Source organism: Desulfatiglans sp. (genome assembly GCA_012513605.1).
Classification (GTDB): Bacteria; Desulfobacterota; DSM-4660; order Desulfatiglandales; family HGW-15; genus JAAZBV01.
In genome coordinates, this window is record JAAZBV010000017.1 from 1 (window position 1) to 17,695 (window position 17,695).

13 protein-coding genes are annotated in these 17,695 nt (G+C 38.6%); 12 read left to right on the forward strand and 1 reads right to left on the reverse strand.

Annotation, left to right across the window (positions count from 1 at the left end):
- The 6 genes from GX654_01880 to GX654_01905 form a co-directional block, all read left to right on the forward strand.
- Window positions 1–1,004, forward strand: a 1,004-nt coding sequence (locus GX654_01880; protein NLD35596.1) for a nucleotide sugar dehydrogenase, incomplete at its 5' end; no start/stop codon positions are given.
- Window positions 1,005–1,154: 150 nt separating this feature from the next.
- The gene (locus tag GX654_01885) at window positions 1,155–1,751 is read left to right on the forward strand and encodes an acyltransferase (GenBank protein ID NLD35597.1); all 597 of its coding nucleotides are present in this window, start codon (window positions 1,155–1,157) and stop codon (window positions 1,749–1,751) included.
- Entirely contained in the window at window positions 1,744–2,871 is a 1,128-nt protein-coding gene (locus GX654_01890) for a glycosyltransferase family 4 protein (GenBank protein ID NLD35598.1), read from the forward strand. Before GX654_01885 ends, GX654_01890 begins: the two co-directional genes overlap by 8 nt.
- A gap of 36 nt (window positions 2,872–2,907) precedes the next feature.
- Window positions 2,908–4,731 (forward strand): hypothetical protein, encoded by a 1,824-nt coding sequence (locus GX654_01895; GenBank protein NLD35599.1) that lies wholly within the window; start codon window positions 2,908–2,910, stop codon window positions 4,729–4,731.
- 65 nt (window positions 4,732–4,796) lie between these two features.
- Window positions 4,797–7,724, forward strand: a complete 2,928-nt coding sequence (locus tag GX654_01900) for a DUF4091 domain-containing protein (GenBank protein ID NLD35600.1) — start codon at window positions 4,797–4,799, stop codon at window positions 7,722–7,724.
- 29 nt (window positions 7,725–7,753) lie between these two features.
- A complete protein-coding gene (locus GX654_01905; protein ID NLD35601.1) occupies window positions 7,754–8,698 on the forward strand; it encodes a radical SAM protein in 945 nt (314 codons plus the stop codon).
- A gap of 7 nt (window positions 8,699–8,705) precedes the next feature.
- Here the strand turns inward: GX654_01905 and GX654_01910 are convergent, their stop codons facing one another.
- Window positions 8,706–9,665 carry a phosphotransferase gene (locus GX654_01910; protein NLD35602.1) on the reverse strand — a complete coding sequence of 320 codons (960 nt, stop codon included), beginning with the start codon at window positions 9,663–9,665 and terminating at the stop codon, window positions 8,706–8,708.
- A 288-nt stretch (window positions 9,666–9,953) separates the two neighbouring features.
- Here GX654_01910 and GX654_01915 point away from each other — a divergent pair, with 288 nt between their 5' ends.
- From GX654_01915 to GX654_01940, 6 genes are all read left to right on the forward strand, one after another.
- The gene (locus tag GX654_01915) at window positions 9,954–11,543 is read left to right on the forward strand and encodes a hypothetical protein (GenBank protein NLD35603.1); all 1,590 of its coding nucleotides are present in this window, start codon (window positions 9,954–9,956) and stop codon (window positions 11,541–11,543) included.
- Between the two features lie 155 nt (window positions 11,544–11,698).
- Window positions 11,699–12,832, forward strand: coding sequence for a UDP-N-acetylglucosamine 2-epimerase (non-hydrolyzing) (gene wecB / locus GX654_01920; protein ID NLD35604.1), 1,134 nt, complete (start codon window positions 11,699–11,701; stop codon window positions 12,830–12,832).
- Complete coding sequence (locus GX654_01925; protein NLD35605.1) at window positions 12,822–13,844, forward strand: flippase-like domain-containing protein; 1,023 nt, start codon at window positions 12,822–12,824, stop codon at window positions 13,842–13,844. The genes wecB and GX654_01925 overlap by 11 nt, the downstream gene beginning before the upstream one ends.
- Window positions 13,845–13,854: 10 nt before the next feature.
- The gene (locus tag GX654_01930) at window positions 13,855–14,604 is read left to right on the forward strand and encodes a glycosyltransferase (GenBank protein ID NLD35606.1); all 750 of its coding nucleotides are present in this window, start codon (window positions 13,855–13,857) and stop codon (window positions 14,602–14,604) included.
- A gap of 398 nt (window positions 14,605–15,002) precedes the next feature.
- Window positions 15,003–16,877 (forward strand): hypothetical protein, encoded by a 1,875-nt coding sequence (locus GX654_01935; GenBank protein NLD35607.1) that lies wholly within the window; start codon window positions 15,003–15,005, stop codon window positions 16,875–16,877.
- A gap of 37 nt (window positions 16,878–16,914) precedes the next feature.
- Window positions 16,915–17,694 (forward strand): polyprenol monophosphomannose synthase, encoded by a 780-nt coding sequence (locus GX654_01940; protein ID NLD35608.1) that lies wholly within the window; start codon window positions 16,915–16,917, stop codon window positions 17,692–17,694.
- Window position 17,695: the final 1 nt, after the last annotated feature.

The following is a 17,695-nucleotide window of genomic DNA, read 5'->3' on the forward strand; positions in this document are numbered from 1 at the left end:
AAATCGGCAAGGCCCTGAAAAACAAACCCGGCTTTCACACGATTGTTATTCGCTCGACAGTTCTCCCCGGCACTGTTGAAAACAAGATAGAACCGGTTATTGAACAGTTCTCAGAAAAAAAATCAGGTATTGATTTCGGATTATGTTTTCAGCCTGAATTTTTGAGGGAAGCATCATCTATAAAAGATTATTACAATCCTCCGTTCACGATAATAGGTGGCAATTCGCAAGCCTCAATTTTGATCCTGGAAGGATTGTTTAAAGAGTTGCCTGCGGAGATAATCATCACAAGTATTCCAAAGGCTGAAATGGTAAAATACTGCTGTAATATTTTCCATGCCCTTAAAATTACATTCGCCAATGAGATTGGTAGAATCTGTCAGTCCCTTGGCGTAGATTCAAGGGATGTGATGCAGATTGTATGCAAAGACACTCAACTGAATATCTCTCCTGTTTATCTAAGACCCGGGTTTGCCTATGGCGGGTCTTGTCTTCCCAAAGACCTGAAGGGTCTAATGTACCATGCGAGAATGAACGATGTGGAAGTGCCTGTATTATCCAATATCTCAACCAGCAATGCTGTACATATTGAACATGCTGTAAATATGGTAACTGAAACAGGTGAAAAAACTATCGGAATGGTTGGGCTCAGTTTTAAACAGGGAACAGATGATCTGCGTGAGAGCCCTCTTGTGACGCTGGCTGAAAAGTTTATTGGAAAAGGCTTTGACCTGAAAATATATGATCCGCATGTCAACCTTTCCCGCCTGATCGGGGCAAATAGAACTTACATTGAACATGCGATTCCGCATATAGCCTCACTTATGACAAATGAACACGAAAAAATAATAGAAGGCTCCAGGATTATTATCATTGCTCAAAATGACAGGATATTTATTGAAGCCCTTTATTCGCTGTGCAAAAAAGATCATATTATCCTGGATTTGACCGGCAGCGTGGACCCTTCAAAAATCAAAGGCACTTATCGTGGGATTTGCTGGTAAAGTACATTTTATCCTGCTTTTACCTTGAAAAATGGGGGTTTTATTAATATTGGAGAGTGAGAAATCAACAAGCCTCTGCAATCATTTTCCCATAGGTTTGAGAAAATGGTTACTGTGATCCCCGACCTTAATCAAAATTAAAAAAAGTAGATGAAAAAAAATCTTAAACAAGTTGCGGATTCTCTGTTTCTGTGCGGAATAATCCCCCTGTTTTTACTACACCGGCTTTGTTCTATTGTCGGAAACCGAGATGCATCGTTCTGGGCATTTTCACAATTCTTAAGCCTTTTTCCCGGGCGTGCGGGAAGCTACATCAGAAAAACCTTTTATCGTCTCTCCATGGCACATTGCGCCAGGGATTGCGCCATCCTGTTTGGTACCATATTTTCTCATGCGGATACTGAGATTGCTTCAGGTGTATATATCGGGCCGCAGTGTAATATAGGAAAATGCATAATCGAGGCCCACTGCACAATCGGCAGCGGTGTTCATATTATGAGCGGTAGAAAACAACACAATTTTAATGATTTGACCACCCCGATTCAGGAACAGGGCGGTGTTTTTGAAAAGGTTACCATCGGGGAGAACACATGGATCGGCAACTGCGCCCTTATTATGGCGGACATCGGCAAACAATGTATAGTGGGGGCCGGTTCTGTTGTAACAAAGGCCATGCCCGACTATTCGATTATTGCCGGTAATCCCGCCAGGGTGGTTAGATCACGACTGGAGTTAACAGATGAATAAAATCAAGGTACTGCAATTTATTGCCCCAAGCGGATTTTACGGCGCGGAGATGTGGGTCTTAGCCCTTGCCAAACATCTTGACAGAGAGCGTGTGGATTGCAGTCTGGCTGTTACAAGTGAATCTGCTGATCAGAGCATGGAATTATACAAACGGTTCTGTGCCCTGAAATTACCAGCATATAAGATACCCATGTCGGGCCGTTTTGACATACGTGCTGTTTTTCGACTTAGAAATCTGATAAAAAAGGAAGGTTTCAGTGTTCTTCATACACACGGTTATAAATCCGATATCCTGGGCCTCATGGCTTCAAGACTGGCCGGTATCAAAATTGTTTCGACACCCCATGGCTTTGAAAATGCGCCGGATTTAAAATTGAAACTGTTTATTAAAATGGGCTGTTATGCCCTTAAAAAGGTGGATAAAGTTGCACCATTGTCTGATGAGCTTTTCAGAGATGTTCAACAACTGGGGATATCTAATAAAAAAATACAGTTGATTATAAATGGTGTTGATCTTGATGAGATTGAGATTGAAAGGGACAAAGAAAACCCCCTTGTATCCACTGATAAAGGTGAAAAGATAATCGGGTATATCGGCCAGGTAGCGCATAGAAAAAATCTTGGTGATATGATTAATGCCTTTGATATTCTTTATAGAAAAAATAAGAATGTCAGACTCCAAATCATAGGGGATGGAGCTAAGAGGAAAGAATTGGAAGGACTGGCAGCAAAACTGGATTCAGCATCAAAGATTGAATTTCTGGGTTACAGGAAAGACCGGTTAAAGTTATTAAAAGAGATGGATATTTTTTCAATGACCTCTTCACTTGAGGGAATCCCCAGGTGTATGATGGAGGCAATGGGCATGGGCATACCTGTGGCTGCTTTTAATATCCAGGGGGTTGATAAGCTGATCATACATGAAAAAACAGGTCTTATGGCAGAATTCGGCAATGCGGAACAATTGTCAAAATGCTGGGAACAATTGCTGTTTGACAGCCAGTTCGCCAAAATGATAGCTCAGAATGGAAGAAGACATATTCTTGAAAATTTTTCTGCAAAAAGAATGGCTGAGGAGTATACAGGTTTATTTCAGGAATTAATCAGCAGTAAACAGTAATTTATACATAGTATTTGAAAATGTATGGAGGGCATAATGGCTGGAATTTTTGGTGTATATAAAAAAGACAAAGGGGTAGATCTGGATGTAACTATTGAGGCCATGATCCGATCTATGGACTCTAAAAATAAACTGAAGGTAGATAAATATAGAGATGATGAGCTGGGTATAGGTATTGGCAGGGTAAGTCTTGGGATTTTTAATCAAGTAGACCAGCCTGTTAAGGAAGAGGAAGAGAATTATTTGCTGATTTTTCACGGGGAGTTATATGGCGATACGACGGCATCTAATACCCCACAATATATATTAAAAAAATATATTAAAGAAGGGGACAGATGTTTTGCTGATTTATGCGGCATATTTCACCTTGCAATATATGATAAAAAACTGGGAAAACTCAAACTGGTTATAGATAAATTCGGGCTTCAGCCCCTTTATTACTCGATAGTATCCGGCAGCCTTATCTTTGGCGGTGAAGTTAAGGCCCTGTTAGAAGATAAAAGGGTTAACCGAACCCCGGACTATCGGGCATTTGCGGATTTTCTCCGTTATGGGCATATACTGGGGGAAAAAACACTTTTTACTAATATCAAAACTCTTGCTTCTGGATCTGTCTTGACATTTGATTTATCAACCGGGGATTCTACAATAAATAAATACTGGGATCTGAGAAATTGCTTTGTTGAGGGTGGTAACTATGATTATAAGGCATCAGTTGACAAGGTTGTCTCGCTGCTTATTAAATCCATCAGAGATCGTTTATCCAATAAGGAATCCATAGGGTTATCGCTTTCAGGAGGGCTTGATTCGAGGGGAATCCTGGCAGGATGTGGAGAGGATGCACATGGCATAAGAACTTATACGCTCGGCCTGGCAGGATGTGGCGATGAGAAGCTTGCTCAGATGATGTCTCAACTTTCCGGTACTAATCATGAGTTTATTGAACTGGGGCAAGAGTATGGTCAGAATTTTGAAAAAATGGCAAAGGATATGATTTTTTTAAGCGACGGGATGTACCATCCTCATGAATCAACCGAAATGGCTGCACTGGAATACTTTAAAAGGGCTGGTTTTAAAATTTTGCTTAGAGGGCATGGCGGTGAAACAGCCAAGGCTGCTTTGGCCTATCCTGTCATGGTTGCACCCGAAGTCTATACATTCACAGGCAAAAAGGATATCCTGAATTTTATTTTCAACAACACAAATCTGGTAATAAGAGATATAGATTCATCAAAGCTTTTTAAAGACACCTTTTATGAAATTATGAAAGAATCTCCTCGAAAATCACTTGAAGAATCCTGTGGTGTTATAAGTGATATTTTGGCACCGGCAGATGTATGTATCTATTATTACATAAACGAATATATAAGACGCCAGGTGATTGCCTCCCTTGAAATCTTCAGGACTCAGGTAGAAATCAGGCTGCCATATATTGATGAAACCTACATGCATGCACTTCTGAAGCTTCCAGTAAAATTAAGAAACAGTGGTGAAATTCATTTTGAGCTTATTAAAAGGTGCATGCCTGGACTCATAAAGATCCCTAACTCCAATACAGGGGCTCCACTTGATGCCGGGCGAATTAGGCTGTATTTTACAGATAAATTTCATTCAATAATGAAAAAGTTAAGTATAACAGGATTCCGGCACTATACCGAATTTCAAAAATGGCACAGAGAAGGGTTCAGGAAGAGCAGTCATGAAATTATTTTCAGTGATAAGACGGCTGCCAGGGGATTATATAATATGGACTATTTAGAGTTTGTCTTTAACCAGCATGTCAAAGGTGAGAAAAACTACGGGCATATACTTGGCACGATTGTAGGGATTGAATTATGGTACAGAACCTTTGTAGATTAATACCTGTAAAGTAATTGCCATACCTTAAAAAAATAAGTGTACTGTTAATTATATTGCTGCCGGTAATGATAATTAATTACACAGGTGAAAAAAACGTAACAGACGCAGTTTGCCAGGCATCTCAGAGTAATGGAGGCGCAAACTGGCCGCCGGCAGGTAATGCAGTCAGGTGTTCCATAAATAGGGATACCTGGATTTCATCTATTAATAATGAAAAAGATGGCAGCAATGGTGGTGCAGAAAGACTTAAACTTAAAGGTCAGCAGGAATACACAATAATTGATATTGATCCTTCTCCTCTAATGGGTAAAATAGTAACAGGCGCGTTACTCCATTTCCGATCAGCTACCCCTGTGAAGGCGCCTGTCTCAAGACTGGGTGTGTCCACTCTGGCCAGTAAATGGATTGAAGGGGCATCAGAAAATTATAAAACTGAAAAAGGCAGCTCCTGTTTCAATTACAGCGAGTACAATACTGATTACTGGGCCTATTCAGGCAGTTCATTTATGGACGTTGTTTTTGGAAGAGGCAATACTATCTGGAAATTTGCCGATTGTACTTCTCCTGACAGTAATGGCTGGCAAGCCTGTGCGGTTGATCCCGATGTCATTGCTGCACGTTTATCAGGTATAAGTTATGGTTTCGGCCTGTATGATGAAGTTGGCAGCACATGGTCTCAAAATAAAGGTGAGTTCAGGTTTAATTTTTTCCCGAACCGGTTTATTTACAGCAGAGAATCCGGGAAGAGTGCTCCATGGATGAAAATATGGATTAATGGTGAAGATATAGTACCGCCCGAAGAGATTACCTTTATAGAAGTTGATATAAATGATTTTCCGGCCGGACAGGCCCTTGTCAGATGGCAAACTCCTGAAGACCATGGCGGGGGCAAAACAATGGGATTTCATATCAGTTATATAGCGGATGGAGACGAAAGACATGTCCCCCGCTATTTGATCCCGGTGGCTGGAAAACCCAATGAAATCGTTCAAATGCATATTCAGGATATTCCATTTAAACCGGGTGAAATTATAGATCTAATAATAAAACCGGTTGATAGCGCCGGTAATGTTGGGAAAGCATTTAGAAAGAAAATACAATTGTCTCAGGGGCAGCAGATGCCTGAAATTGAGGCATCGGATATTCTTCCATTTTCCCCAAACAGGGTATTGCCTGTTGCAGGGGGTCTGAAAATTTCTGTCGTGGATCTTCTGGATAAAATAGACCCGGTAAGAGGTGAAATGATCCCTTCTCAGTATGATGGCTACAAGGGAGGCAATCATCTTTATTCAGCGAAAGAAAAACTGATAAGATTACATGCTGCGAAAAATGAAACTGTACACTTTCAGCTGAATCTTGAGGGCAGATCAAGTAATGTAAGCATAAGTTATAACTTTAATAATAATCCGGAATTCAGGCCTAAAATATTTCAATTCGCATATGTGGAAACCGGCAAGGGAAAAAAAACCGGTTTTCTGCCAGATCCCCTGGTTCCGCTGGATGGGAGTTTCTCCATCCCATCAAACACTGGTAATACAAGAATAAGTAATCAGACAAATCATTCGCTAATCTGCGAAGTATATGTACCTCATGAAGTAATGCCAGGGAAAAAACAGGGAGAGCTTGTTATTGTTTCAGGACATGAAAAAATAAAAATTAGTGTAGATTTAACAGTATGGAATTTTACACTACCTGACAAACTCTCATTTGTTCCGGAAATGAATGCTTATGGAACCAGGCCGCTCTATAATGACTTGAATTATTATCGTCTTGCACATGAGCACAGGACATGCCTTAACTGGCTCCCATATGGGTGGGATGGGAAACCATCTTTTGCACCGGAATGGAGTGGCGGAGATTTTATCTGGGAATTATGGGATAAAAAGGTCGCGCCACTTCTGGACGGCTCCGCTTTCGCTGATATGCCACGAAAAGGCGAACCTGTTGATGTATTCTATCTGCCGCTAAGTGAAAATTGGCCGGTTAATATCTTTGATCATTATAAACCATCCTATTGGGCTGATGAGGCATTCTCTGATGAATACAAAAAAAAATTGGGCAGGGCATTTAATAAATTTGCATTGCATTGTAATGCAAAGGGGTGGAACAGCACTGCATTCCAATTTTATCTTAACAATAAGATATATCATAGAAAAAATTTCCCCAGGAGTTCAGCCCCATGGATTTTTGATGAACCAGTGAATACACAGGATTTTTGGGCGCTCAGGTGGTATGGGCTTATCTGGAGGGATGCTGTAGTGCCTGTTATGGGAGAAACCATGATGTGGTACAGAGCAGATGTGTCATATACCCAATACGGACGCGATATTTTAAGAGGTATTACAGATATTGAATATATCGGCAATAATAATTACCAGAAAACACGCATGAAGGATGATGAAAGAGTTTTGTGGGGTATATCCGGATTCTCTGAATACGGGACCTCAAACATGATCGATGCTTCTAATATTCAGTCCGTAATGTGGTGCATATCTGCCTGGTCCAGGGGTGCTAAAGGAGTCCTTCCATGGCAGACTCTTGGGAGCAGGGATTCATGGAAAACCGCAGAACAGACGGCCCTGTTTTATCCTTCAAATCAGGGGCCGGTTCCATCAGTGCGTTTAAAGGCCTTCAGCCGTGGACAGCAGGATGTTGAATATCTTGCTCTCTTAAGTAGAGCTATTGAATTGCCCAGGTATGCGGTTGCCGGATGGCTGGCAAATACAATCGACCTGACCGAGGTTGTAGAAAAACAGCATGAAGGTGATGCAGGTACTGCCATGTTCAATAAAGTTACCCCTGTTGAATTATGGGAATTAAGGTACAGGACAGGGAAAATGTTATCGGGTAAAAATTTGCCCTATAAAAAATCGATATCAGAGCGGAATAATAAAATTAGTAAAGATACTGCTTTGCCTGAAATAGGGTATGTAACAGTTGCCCCCACAGTTGAAAGCCACAAGCCGAGTTGTGATAATTTTAAACATAACTAATTTTTGTATTTCTGGAAAGGGAGAAGCATATGTCACTATATAAGACACTGAATAAAAGAATGATCCAGATTCAGGAAAGATTTTTCAGGAATAGCCGGGTTATAGGTTCACCGTTTCATCTGGTCCTGGAACCAGGTAATTTTTGCAACCTGAAATGTCCTCTTTGTCCAACTCCTGTAAGAGAAAAGGCTATCCCAAAAGGCATGCTGACCTTTGAAAATGCAAAAAAAATAATTGATCAGTTTCCCGCACTCCTGCATCTGAATTTATCATTATGGGGAGAGCCCCTGTTAAACAGGGAGGTGTTTAAGATTATAGGCTATGCTCACTCAAAAAATATTGAGGTGCTTATGCAGTCTAATCTAAATATACTGGATAAAGAAATGGCACAAAGCCTAATTGATTCAGGGCTGGATATATTGCAGATCTCTCTTGATGGCGCTTCCCAGGAAGGATATGAAAAATACAGGGTTGGGGGGGACTTTAATAGAGTAATAGAGAATATTAAATTGATAAGGGATCTGCAGAAGGCCCAGAGCAATTTCAATACAAAGATAACGTGGAAAATGGTTGTACATAAATATAATGAACATGAAAAGGAGAAAGCAAAAGAACTCGCGGAGAATCTGGGAGTAGACTTTATGATTGTAGAAATATATACCCCTCCCCAATTGCAGGGTGAGTGGAAACCAGTCAATGAGTTAGACAATAACTTTAAAACCCATACCGATATTGTAAATAAATGTTACTCACTCTGGCAGGTTGCAACTGTTAACTTTAATGGTGATGTATTTCCCTGCTGCAGCGAGTTCTCGACCAGGGATGTTATTGGTAATGTGCTGAATGAGCCATTTAAATCCATATGGAATAATGGCAAGTTCAGGGAATTAAGAAAGGCAAACAAAGGGAATACAAATTGTAATGCATGTCATCTTGATAAAGAGACCAACTGGTATAAGCTCTGGATGAGTTAGCATAATATTATTTTAACGGTGAAAACAGAATTTTATAGGGTGTGGAGATTTCCCTTGAAATCCTCATAAGTGAGTTATTTGTTATTCTGCGCAACTCTAATTTTGTAATTATTGAACCATAAAGGAATTGCCGGTTATGATATTCGGAAATTAAATGGATGATTGCCATAAGCGCCCGTATAGATCTGAAAAAAGGCATGTCAAGCGTTTCCTGTTCGATGCCATAGGCCTTGAGGAAAACACTAAGTGCCTCTGTAAATATTTTTTTTCGTCTTTTACCGGTTTGAGACATTGCCCAGATGTGCTCATAAAATCTGCCGACATCCTCCAGTGAAATGCCTATACGTGTATCACCAAAATCAACTATATGAATTGTCATGTCTTCATTGACAAGCATATTGTAAATATTAAAATCACCATGTATGCGACAGATTTTAATGCACGTATTATTTGCAGACTGAAATGCTGTAAGTTCTTTACTGAAATGTTCATCGAGCCGTGAAAGAAAATCTTCATCAAGAATTTTATTCTGTCTAACGAAATTGATTTTTTCTTTAAACATATTCAGCAGATTATATCCGGCATCTTGAGCATGATCCGGGTAATCTGTGGAATCATGATACATCTTAAGCCACTGTCCCAGTTCTTCCACTCGTGATATTAAAAGATCAGGGTCTTGTTTTTTACCACGCAAGAGCCCAATAAGGGAAGTGCCATTGCTTAATTTGTTATACAGGGTTTGGGCATTTGGGATATACCTTGTAACTAACTGATTTAAGGCGGCATCAAATTTGATAAATTCAAGGGGTTTTACATGCTCTGTCTGTATGCCCATTCTCTTGCATCGTTCTATCTCCATAGCCTCTTTGTTTAAGTTAAGTTCGCTGGAAGTTTTAGTAAGATAATTACCTTCCACCATTGTTGTGCTGCGTGGATTCTGAACAATTTTATTTATTTGTCTACTCATGGGATCTCAGAATAAAAATATTTATAAAAAAAGAAAATGTATTCTCAATTTTGTTATTTACTATTGGATTATGTAATACACCATTTATTAATAACATTACATATATTAATATTAAAAAGAATATAAAAATAATAATAATGATTCTCAATTTTGCCATTTATTTATTGTCTAAAATTATATTTATTAATAACATTACATAATTTAATATCAAAGAAATTTTTTGAATAATAAATTTGCTGATTAGGTAAGTTACTAAATATTTAATGTAAAAAATTTAAAGGATCCACAATGATCAGATCAAAGCGCAGCATGTATATGATCCTCCTGATAATATTATTGATAGGAGTATCATCAAGGTTTATCAATATTGGCACCCAGGGAATTCATGTTGACGAAACATGGGTTGCGCCTACTTTAAATTTTCATTTTAATGAAGACAGTATTTATCCGAAACTTTTTACCTATCCTCAATATTTAGAACTGGATCATTCAAAACAGGAGCTTATTAGAAAGGTATATGAGTTGCATCCATTAGTCCAGGTTGCGATTATCAGGGCTGTATCTGATGCTCATCCACCTTTATTTTTCTTTTTAAATTATTACTGGAGTGAATGGTTTGGATATGAACTCGAAACAATAAGAACACCTGCGTCAATCTATTTTATACTTACTGTTGTATTATTGTTTTATATTTTTAGAAAACAGGAAATAGAATATGACAAAACCATTCTATCTATAGCCATGGTTGTATTGTCGCCTATATATCTGTTTTTTTCAAATTTTGCCCGCCCATACACCCTGTTATATTTTTTGGTATTATTGTCATGTTATCTTTGCTACCTGATAATAATTAGTGATTTTAGCAGGAAATATATTGTCTATTATATTATTGCTGCAACAGCCTGTTTATACACTCATTATTATGCCACTTTGATAATCGCATCTCAGATTGTTTACCTGTTTTGGGAAGCCATTTTAATTCATAAACAGAACAAAAAGATATTGAAAATATTTATGATCGGTTCAGTTATTTTTATGCTTTTTTTGCCATGGGCAATCATTATGGTAATGCAGATAAAGTTAAGGTCTTCCGGAATGGAGGATGCACAGGCCCTTCCCTATATTAATTTAACAACATTGACACATTTATTCCTCTCATTTGGTCTGGGATACTCCAATTCCACATTATATTCTTCTGTAAATATAATTGTAACTGTCTTTCAGGTTGGACTATTTTGCATAGGGATCTCCTATCTGTGGCATAATAGAAAAGTTGCTGTAATGAGATTCTGGCTGTTTTTTATGGTTTGCCCGCTGATATTTATCGTTTTATTGAACATGTGGAAGCCAATTTTTGCGCCAAGATACTGCGCAATTATCCTGGTCCCATATCTTGTTATAACCGCATTTGGCTTGTGTAATTTAAGGGGTAAAATATTGAAGTATATAATATCGTTTACATTTAGCTGTGTGGGCCTCTTCTTTATCTATCACGGCCTTTCATACGGAAATACCAGGGGGCCAGGGGCATCTGAAGACTGGAAACAACCAGCAGTACTTATAAAAAATATTCAAAATTTTCCAACTACATATGTCTATCCTGTACCCTACCTTGATGCCCTTTATTATCATATACCTGACAAAAACAGGATTAAAGGCCTGACAGATGACTTGTGCCTTAAAGGGCCTCAAAATGATGACTTTCTTTTAGTTGTAATGAAACACTCTGACAAAATGGAAAAAACAGATACAAGAGATATTATTCCATTTCTGCAGAGAGAAGATTCCTATAACTCAACCCTGATAGGCCATTTTGCCCGGATCTATATATACAGAGTGGAGAGGCGTTCAATAAATGAAGGTGTTGGAGAGAGATAACTAATAAGATTCACTGGCTTTTGGATAATCTTTTTCCTCCTGTTATTCGATACAGCAGGCTTTTCATGGAGCCATTATACTGGGTACTATTCATATAATGGGTACGCCAGCTAGGGTAATACACCAGTTTTTTTGCGAGATTAAAGGATTTTATTATGGATATTGAAAAGAAAAAATTATTATTCATTATAGGAACTCGACCGGAAGCAATTAAGCAGATACCAATATTAAAAAGATTTGCGAAAGATGTGTCTCGTTTTGAGTGTATCCCTCTTATTACAGCACAACATAGAGAAATGCTGGATCAGGTTTTAAGGATTTTCAATGTAAAGCCAAAGTATGATCTTGATCTCATGAAGGCTGATCAGACACTGTCGCACATAACTGTTGAGGCCTTGAGCGGGATAGAAAAAATAATAAAAAAAGAGTTACCAGATATGATTTTTGTTCAGGGTGATACAACTTCAACCTTTGTTGGTGCTCTAGCAGGTTTTTATCATAAGGTACCAGTAGCACATGTAGAAGCCGGACTTAGGACACATGATAAAACCCAGCCCTATCCTGAGGAAATGAACCGTGTACTCACTTCCCATCTGGTTGATCTCCATTTTGCTCCAACCGAAGAGGCTATGAATAATCTCTTGAATGAAGCTGTTCCCAGTAATCGGATATGGGTAACCGGTAATAGTGTTATTGATGCTTTACTGTCAATCGCAAATAGACCTTTTCATTTCAAGAATGAACTCCTAAGCTCAATGGCAGATACCAATAAACGATTCATACTGGTAACAGCCCATCGAAGAGAAAATCATGGGGAACCAATGAAGAGGATTTGCTATTCACTCATAGATATAGTTGAATCATTTCCTGATGTTGAAGTTATATATCCTGTGCATTTAAGTCCTCAAGTACAAAAGGTTGTGAATGAAATCATGCACCATGAGAGAATCCATCTCATTCCTCCACTTGATTATGAAGCTTTCATTCAAGTTATGAAAATGTCCTACATGATTCTCTCAGACTCAGGTGGAGTCCAGGAAGAAGCCCCTTCTTTAGGTAAGCCGGTGCTAGTACTAAGAGAAACAACCGAGCGACCAGAAGCAGTGACTGCCGGAACGGTAGAACTGGTGGGGACAAGCATGGAAAAAATAATTAGCAGAACCTCAGAATTACTTAAAAATAAAGCCTCTTACGATAAGATGTCAAAGGCTATCAATCCTTATGGCGACGGCGAAACAAGCAATAGAATATATAATTTAGTTTGCGAATATTTTGAAAATGGACTCTAAAAAACATAATATTTGGTTGAAATCCCTTTTAGGTGTGCTGCTAAGTGTCTTCTTTTTATATATCGCTCTTCGAAAGGTAGATTGGGGGGAGGTATGGGTAGTTTTGCAGGAAGTTTCTATTTTATGGGTACTCCCTGCCTTTTTTATTACAATTATTGTTTGTCTTGTAAGGGCCTTAAGGTGGTTTTATCTGTTTAGCCCTGTCCAGCGAATGAGATATTCAAATTTATTCTCTGTTATTATGATTGGGTTTCTTGCTAACAATGTTTTGCCTGCAAGACTGGGGGATCTTGCAATGGCCCACTATATAGGGGAAAAGGAGGGAGTCAGCAAAAGCCTAGCTTTTGGTACCATATTACTAGATAGGATTATGGATGTAACCACACTGTTATTTTTACTGATTGTTGCCCTTGTGTTTCAACCTTTTCCAGGTTGGGTTAACCGTATTGCATACCTGGGGGCTTTATTTTTATTATTAATCCTTGTTATGATTTTTGCGCTTATTTTTTATACTGATCAGGCAACCCATGCTATCAATTTTATTCTCAAACCGATTCCCCGTGTAATAAGCTTACGATTCATAGATATCCTTTCGAGGTTAGTAATAGGCTTCAGTTCCTTAAAAGATATCAGAATTGTGATTAAGGTATTTCTGATTTCCATTTTAATATGGATACTGCTCGGAGTTGGTGTGTACTTTCTATTTAAGGGCTTCCATTTTAATATATCTTTCTGGGCCTGTTTTTTTGTACTTGCGGTTGTTAATCTTGGACTCATTATTCCGTCTTCTCCTGGTTTTTTAGGAACATTTCAGTTTTTTTGTATTTCTGCACTTATGCTTTTTGGTATTTCGAAAACAAATTCATTGGGATTTTCAATTATTTATCATTTAAGTCAGTATGTACCTACAACTATCTTGGGTTTTGTCTATCTAGCGAGACTACAGGTTCAGTTGGGTAATCTTTTCATGATTATTAAAAAAGAACATTCCAAAACCAACACAGATATGTAAGGAGGCAACCATGCTTTATGTATTACTTCCAGCCTATAACGAAGAAAAATCAATGCAAAGTCTTCTGGAAAGGTTTAAGAAACTGTTTGCTGAAAACAAAATTCATTACTTAATAGTGGTTGTTGATGATGGGAGTACAGATCGGACCGCAGAAACAGTAAATGGGTTTAATAATGAGATAAACATATCACTTGTTCCTCATCCATATAATATGGGATTAGGTGCCGCTATGAGAACTGGTTTTGATTATATTGCTGGGCTATCGAAACCAGGTGATCTTATATTGACAATGGACGCAGATGATACCCACAATCCATCAATCGTTGGAGATATGATACAAAAGATTCAAAAAGGTAAAGATATCATTATAGCTTCACGATATGAGCATGGAGGAGAAGAGATAGGACTGGCACTTCATCGTAAAATATTAAGTCTTGGCGCCAGCTTCCTGTTAAAAATATTTTTTCCGATCGAGGGCGTAAAGGATTACACATGTGGTTTTAGGCTCTACAGTGCGGATATAATAAAAAAGGCAGTTGATAAGTATAAGGAAAATTTTATTACCCACAACAGCTTTGTTTGTATGGCTGAAATATTAATTAAACTCTCCTATTTGGGTGTTAAGGTTGATGAAGTCCCTCTGATACTCCGTTATGATTTAAAACAGGGTCAAAGCAAAATGAAGAAGATACGCACTATTTTCAGATATATTCATTTTATCTTTCGAGAAAAATTTAAAAGTGACAAAAATAATCAATAAATTTCGTATAGAGAATTGCCGGTAAAAAAGTATATGATGATTAAATAAAAAAGAGGCAGCATGTTGATTTTGCTTGACATATCAATAAGTTGGCAAGTCGCAGTTTGTAACTGCATGATATTACAAGGAAATCTCAACAGGTGGCGTGTCAATAAATATCGTGAATTTGCAGAGAGTGCAGGTCTCAGGATAAAGAGTCTCACCCCGACCGGCCATCTTGACAGTACTAAAGTTGAAATAATATATCCTGAAATCGCTAAAGAATTTAGAGAGATTTCCCCCTGCGAACTGTCATGGCTTGGTTTTCGGATAAACATGGAACATACCTGGTTGGCTCAAAACCCTGTCCTTTTTGAGTCCTTACCATAAATTTATTAGAGCTTCTTTAAGGGAAATAAATGATAGGAGGATATATACATAACAGTTTTGACTCTGAATATGGGAATGCTATAAATAAATTCCTTTTACTGAAGTCCTTTAACAAAATTCCTGTATGGGGTAATGGATTTTTTTTCTTTGATGAACCATTTAAAAACTTTCCGACAGAATCTTTATACACGGATGAATTAGCTATTATAACCCAGGATCTCCTGGTTAAGAAGAATGTGAATGGGGAATATGATTATTTTGATCTGGAAAGGGAATTCAAAAAGGCCTTTATAAACAAAGGTCCGGGAGCCCTGAATGATGTGGAGTCCGATTTCCGTATGGCCATTGCAGAGAGGACAGATAATATAAAGTCATTATTCCTTGTATCACACAGGGCCGGTGCAGGAAGAATCTATTATCACAGGATGAAATACGGTATTCTTTTTTGTTCTGATCTGCGGGTCTTATTAAAATTAATTGGATTTGACGTGAATACGATGGGTATCTATTCCATATTAAAATATGGAGCGATACCAGAGCCCGTTTCAATAAGCAACAATATCTCAGTTGTCCCTCCTGGACATTATTTAAAATACAACATAGGTACTGGCAGTTGTTCAACCTTTCCTTTCTTTCAATTTGAATTTCTTGAAGATCATAGCGTTATTTCTGAAAAAGGCCAGGATGAGGTTCTTCTAAGGCCTGTAAAAGATACTCTGATGAGATCATGCAGGTTTCTTGAGAGGCTTAGCCCATCCATATTATTAAGTGGAGGAGTGGATTCCAGCCTGTACGCCTTTTATCTTGATGAAGTTGGTGAAAAATCTCTGCCCGCATTTTACTGCTCCTTTGAGAATCATGATCCTGAATTGAAGTATTCAAAGGTTGTATCCGAACGCCTTGAAACGAATCTTCAGATCGCAGTAATGGAGGATAAAGAAGCCTTAAATACAGTTGAAGATGTTGTGAGGCTTACGGATCACCCTTTTACAGACTTTTCAAGCCTGCCGGTAACCTTTCTTTTAAAATATATCAGGGAAAGTAAAGGAGCGACTGATTGTATTATAGAATGTAATGGCGGTGATGATTGTTTCGGTTTTCCTGCCCTTGGTCTGGAGCAGAAATATCTAGTCAAACATTATTTGCCCGGGTTCATGAAAAAATTGATAGTAGGTTTAACGAAGGAATATCCCTACTGGAAATGGGAAGGCATGGAAGGTTTAATGGCCAGGGTTTCTGCAGTTGCAGATGTTCATGAATTAAGCCGTTTTAATTATTTTCTGGTACAGTCGCCTGTGAATTATCTTGAGTTTAAGGATCCGGGTGGCTGGAATAAAAAGCTGTCTGAGGCAATGGAACAGGTCTTTGCAGGGATAGCAAAAGGTCCTGGTTGTATGAGTTATGAGGCCAAAACGACTGTAAGGCAACTGATTCACATAAACAGCAGACTGTGGTCGGCAAAGGCATTATCTGTGGGTGAAGTCCTTGGGCTGAAAATAATCTACCCATATATCTGGCTGGATATTCTGAAGGAGCAGGGTAAACTGCCATGGAAAGCCAAGATAAAAAACGGTATAGTCAAATGGCCTTTGAAAAAGCTGCTTGAAGAATATATGCCTTCGGATTTTATATACAGGGGGAAAAGCGGGTTTGTTCCTCCATTTGTAAAATGGTTAACAAGAAAAGAATTCAACGCCATGGCCCATGATATCCTGACAGCCCATGACAGCCATGTAAAAGAGATTGTATCCGCTGAGACACTTACCCAGCTGTTATTAGATGCTAAAAACATGAAGAAGCTGAGATATCCGGTTTTAAATTTTCTCTGGGGCGCCATATTCACTGAGGCATGGATAAGATACTATAAAAACATTATACCGTTTTTTAAAAATGATATTGGATAAGACAACGCAATGACCAACTATTCCGGAGGTGTTTATTATGCATAAATGTATTGTAATGCCCACCTATAATGAAGCAAAAAATATTATGCAAATTATAAATGATATTTTAAGGCTCCATCCTGATTTCAACATAGTAATTGTTGATGACAATTCGCCTGACGGGACCGGGGTGATAGCGGATGAACTGGCGGCTAATGATAAGCGTATTTATGTACATCACAGGCCAGCAAAGGAAGGTCTGGGCAGGGCATATATTGACGGGTTCAAGGTAGCACTTGAAAGGGGCGCAGACCTCATATTTGAGATGGATGCCGATTTTTCACATAACCCGAAATATCTCCAGGCCTTTTTAGATGCGTCAGACAACATGGACCTGGTTATTGGCAGCAGGTATCTGAATGGAGTGAGGGTTGAAGGTTGGAGATTCCGCAGGTTGCTGCTTAGTAAACTTGCTAATATTTTTGTTTCATATATCATGGTCCGGCCTGTCTGGGATTTCACAGCCGGGTTCAGATGCTATAGAAGAAAGGTGCTTGAGACAATACCTCTAGATAATGTTAAATCAGACGGTTATGCCTTTCAGATAGAGATGACCTACCTCACCTTCAAGTATGGTTTCAGAGTCGGTGAGATACCTATTCTATTCAAGGAGAGGGAGCATGGATATTCAAAGATATCCAGGAATGTTGTATGGGAGGCCTTCTGGCTGACATTCAGGTGCCGTGCTTCAGTACGAGAAATATTGTCACACCTCACTTATCTGTGTAAGGATTATCGCGAGTTTGTGAAATCTGACAAACAATATATTAAGGAATGAC

Bases quoted from the DNA above. Each gene is read 5' to 3' on its own strand.
- GX654_01895 (NLD35599.1), top strand. From the start codon at position 2,908: ATGGCTGGAATTTTTGGTGTATATAAAAAAGACAAAGGGGTAGATCTG.
- wecB (NLD35604.1), top strand. From the start codon at position 11,699: ATGGATATTGAAAAGAAAAAATTATTATTCATTATAGGAACTCGACCG.
- GX654_01885 (NLD35597.1), top strand. From the start codon at position 1,155: ATGAAAAAAAATCTTAAACAAGTTGCGGATTCTCTGTTTCTGTGCGGA.
- GX654_01930 (NLD35606.1), top strand. From the start codon at position 13,855: ATGCTTTATGTATTACTTCCAGCCTATAACGAAGAAAAATCAATGCAA.
- GX654_01940 (NLD35608.1), top strand. From the start codon at position 16,915: ATGCATAAATGTATTGTAATGCCCACCTATAATGAAGCAAAAAATATT.
- GX654_01905 (NLD35601.1), top strand. From the start codon at position 7,754: ATGTCACTATATAAGACACTGAATAAAAGAATGATCCAGATTCAGGAA.
- GX654_01910 (NLD35602.1), bottom strand. From the start codon at position 9,665: ATGAGTAGACAAATAAATAAAATTGTTCAGAATCCACGCAGCACAACA.
- GX654_01890 (NLD35598.1), top strand. From the start codon at position 1,744: ATGAATAAAATCAAGGTACTGCAATTTATTGCCCCAAGCGGATTTTAC.
- GX654_01915 (NLD35603.1), top strand. From the start codon at position 9,954: ATGATCAGATCAAAGCGCAGCATGTATATGATCCTCCTGATAATATTA.
- GX654_01925 (NLD35605.1), top strand. From the start codon at position 12,822: ATGGACTCTAAAAAACATAATATTTGGTTGAAATCCCTTTTAGGTGTG.
- GX654_01900 (NLD35600.1), top strand. From the start codon at position 4,797: ATGATAATTAATTACACAGGTGAAAAAAACGTAACAGACGCAGTTTGC.
- GX654_01935 (NLD35607.1), top strand. From the start codon at position 15,003: ATGATAGGAGGATATATACATAACAGTTTTGACTCTGAATATGGGAAT.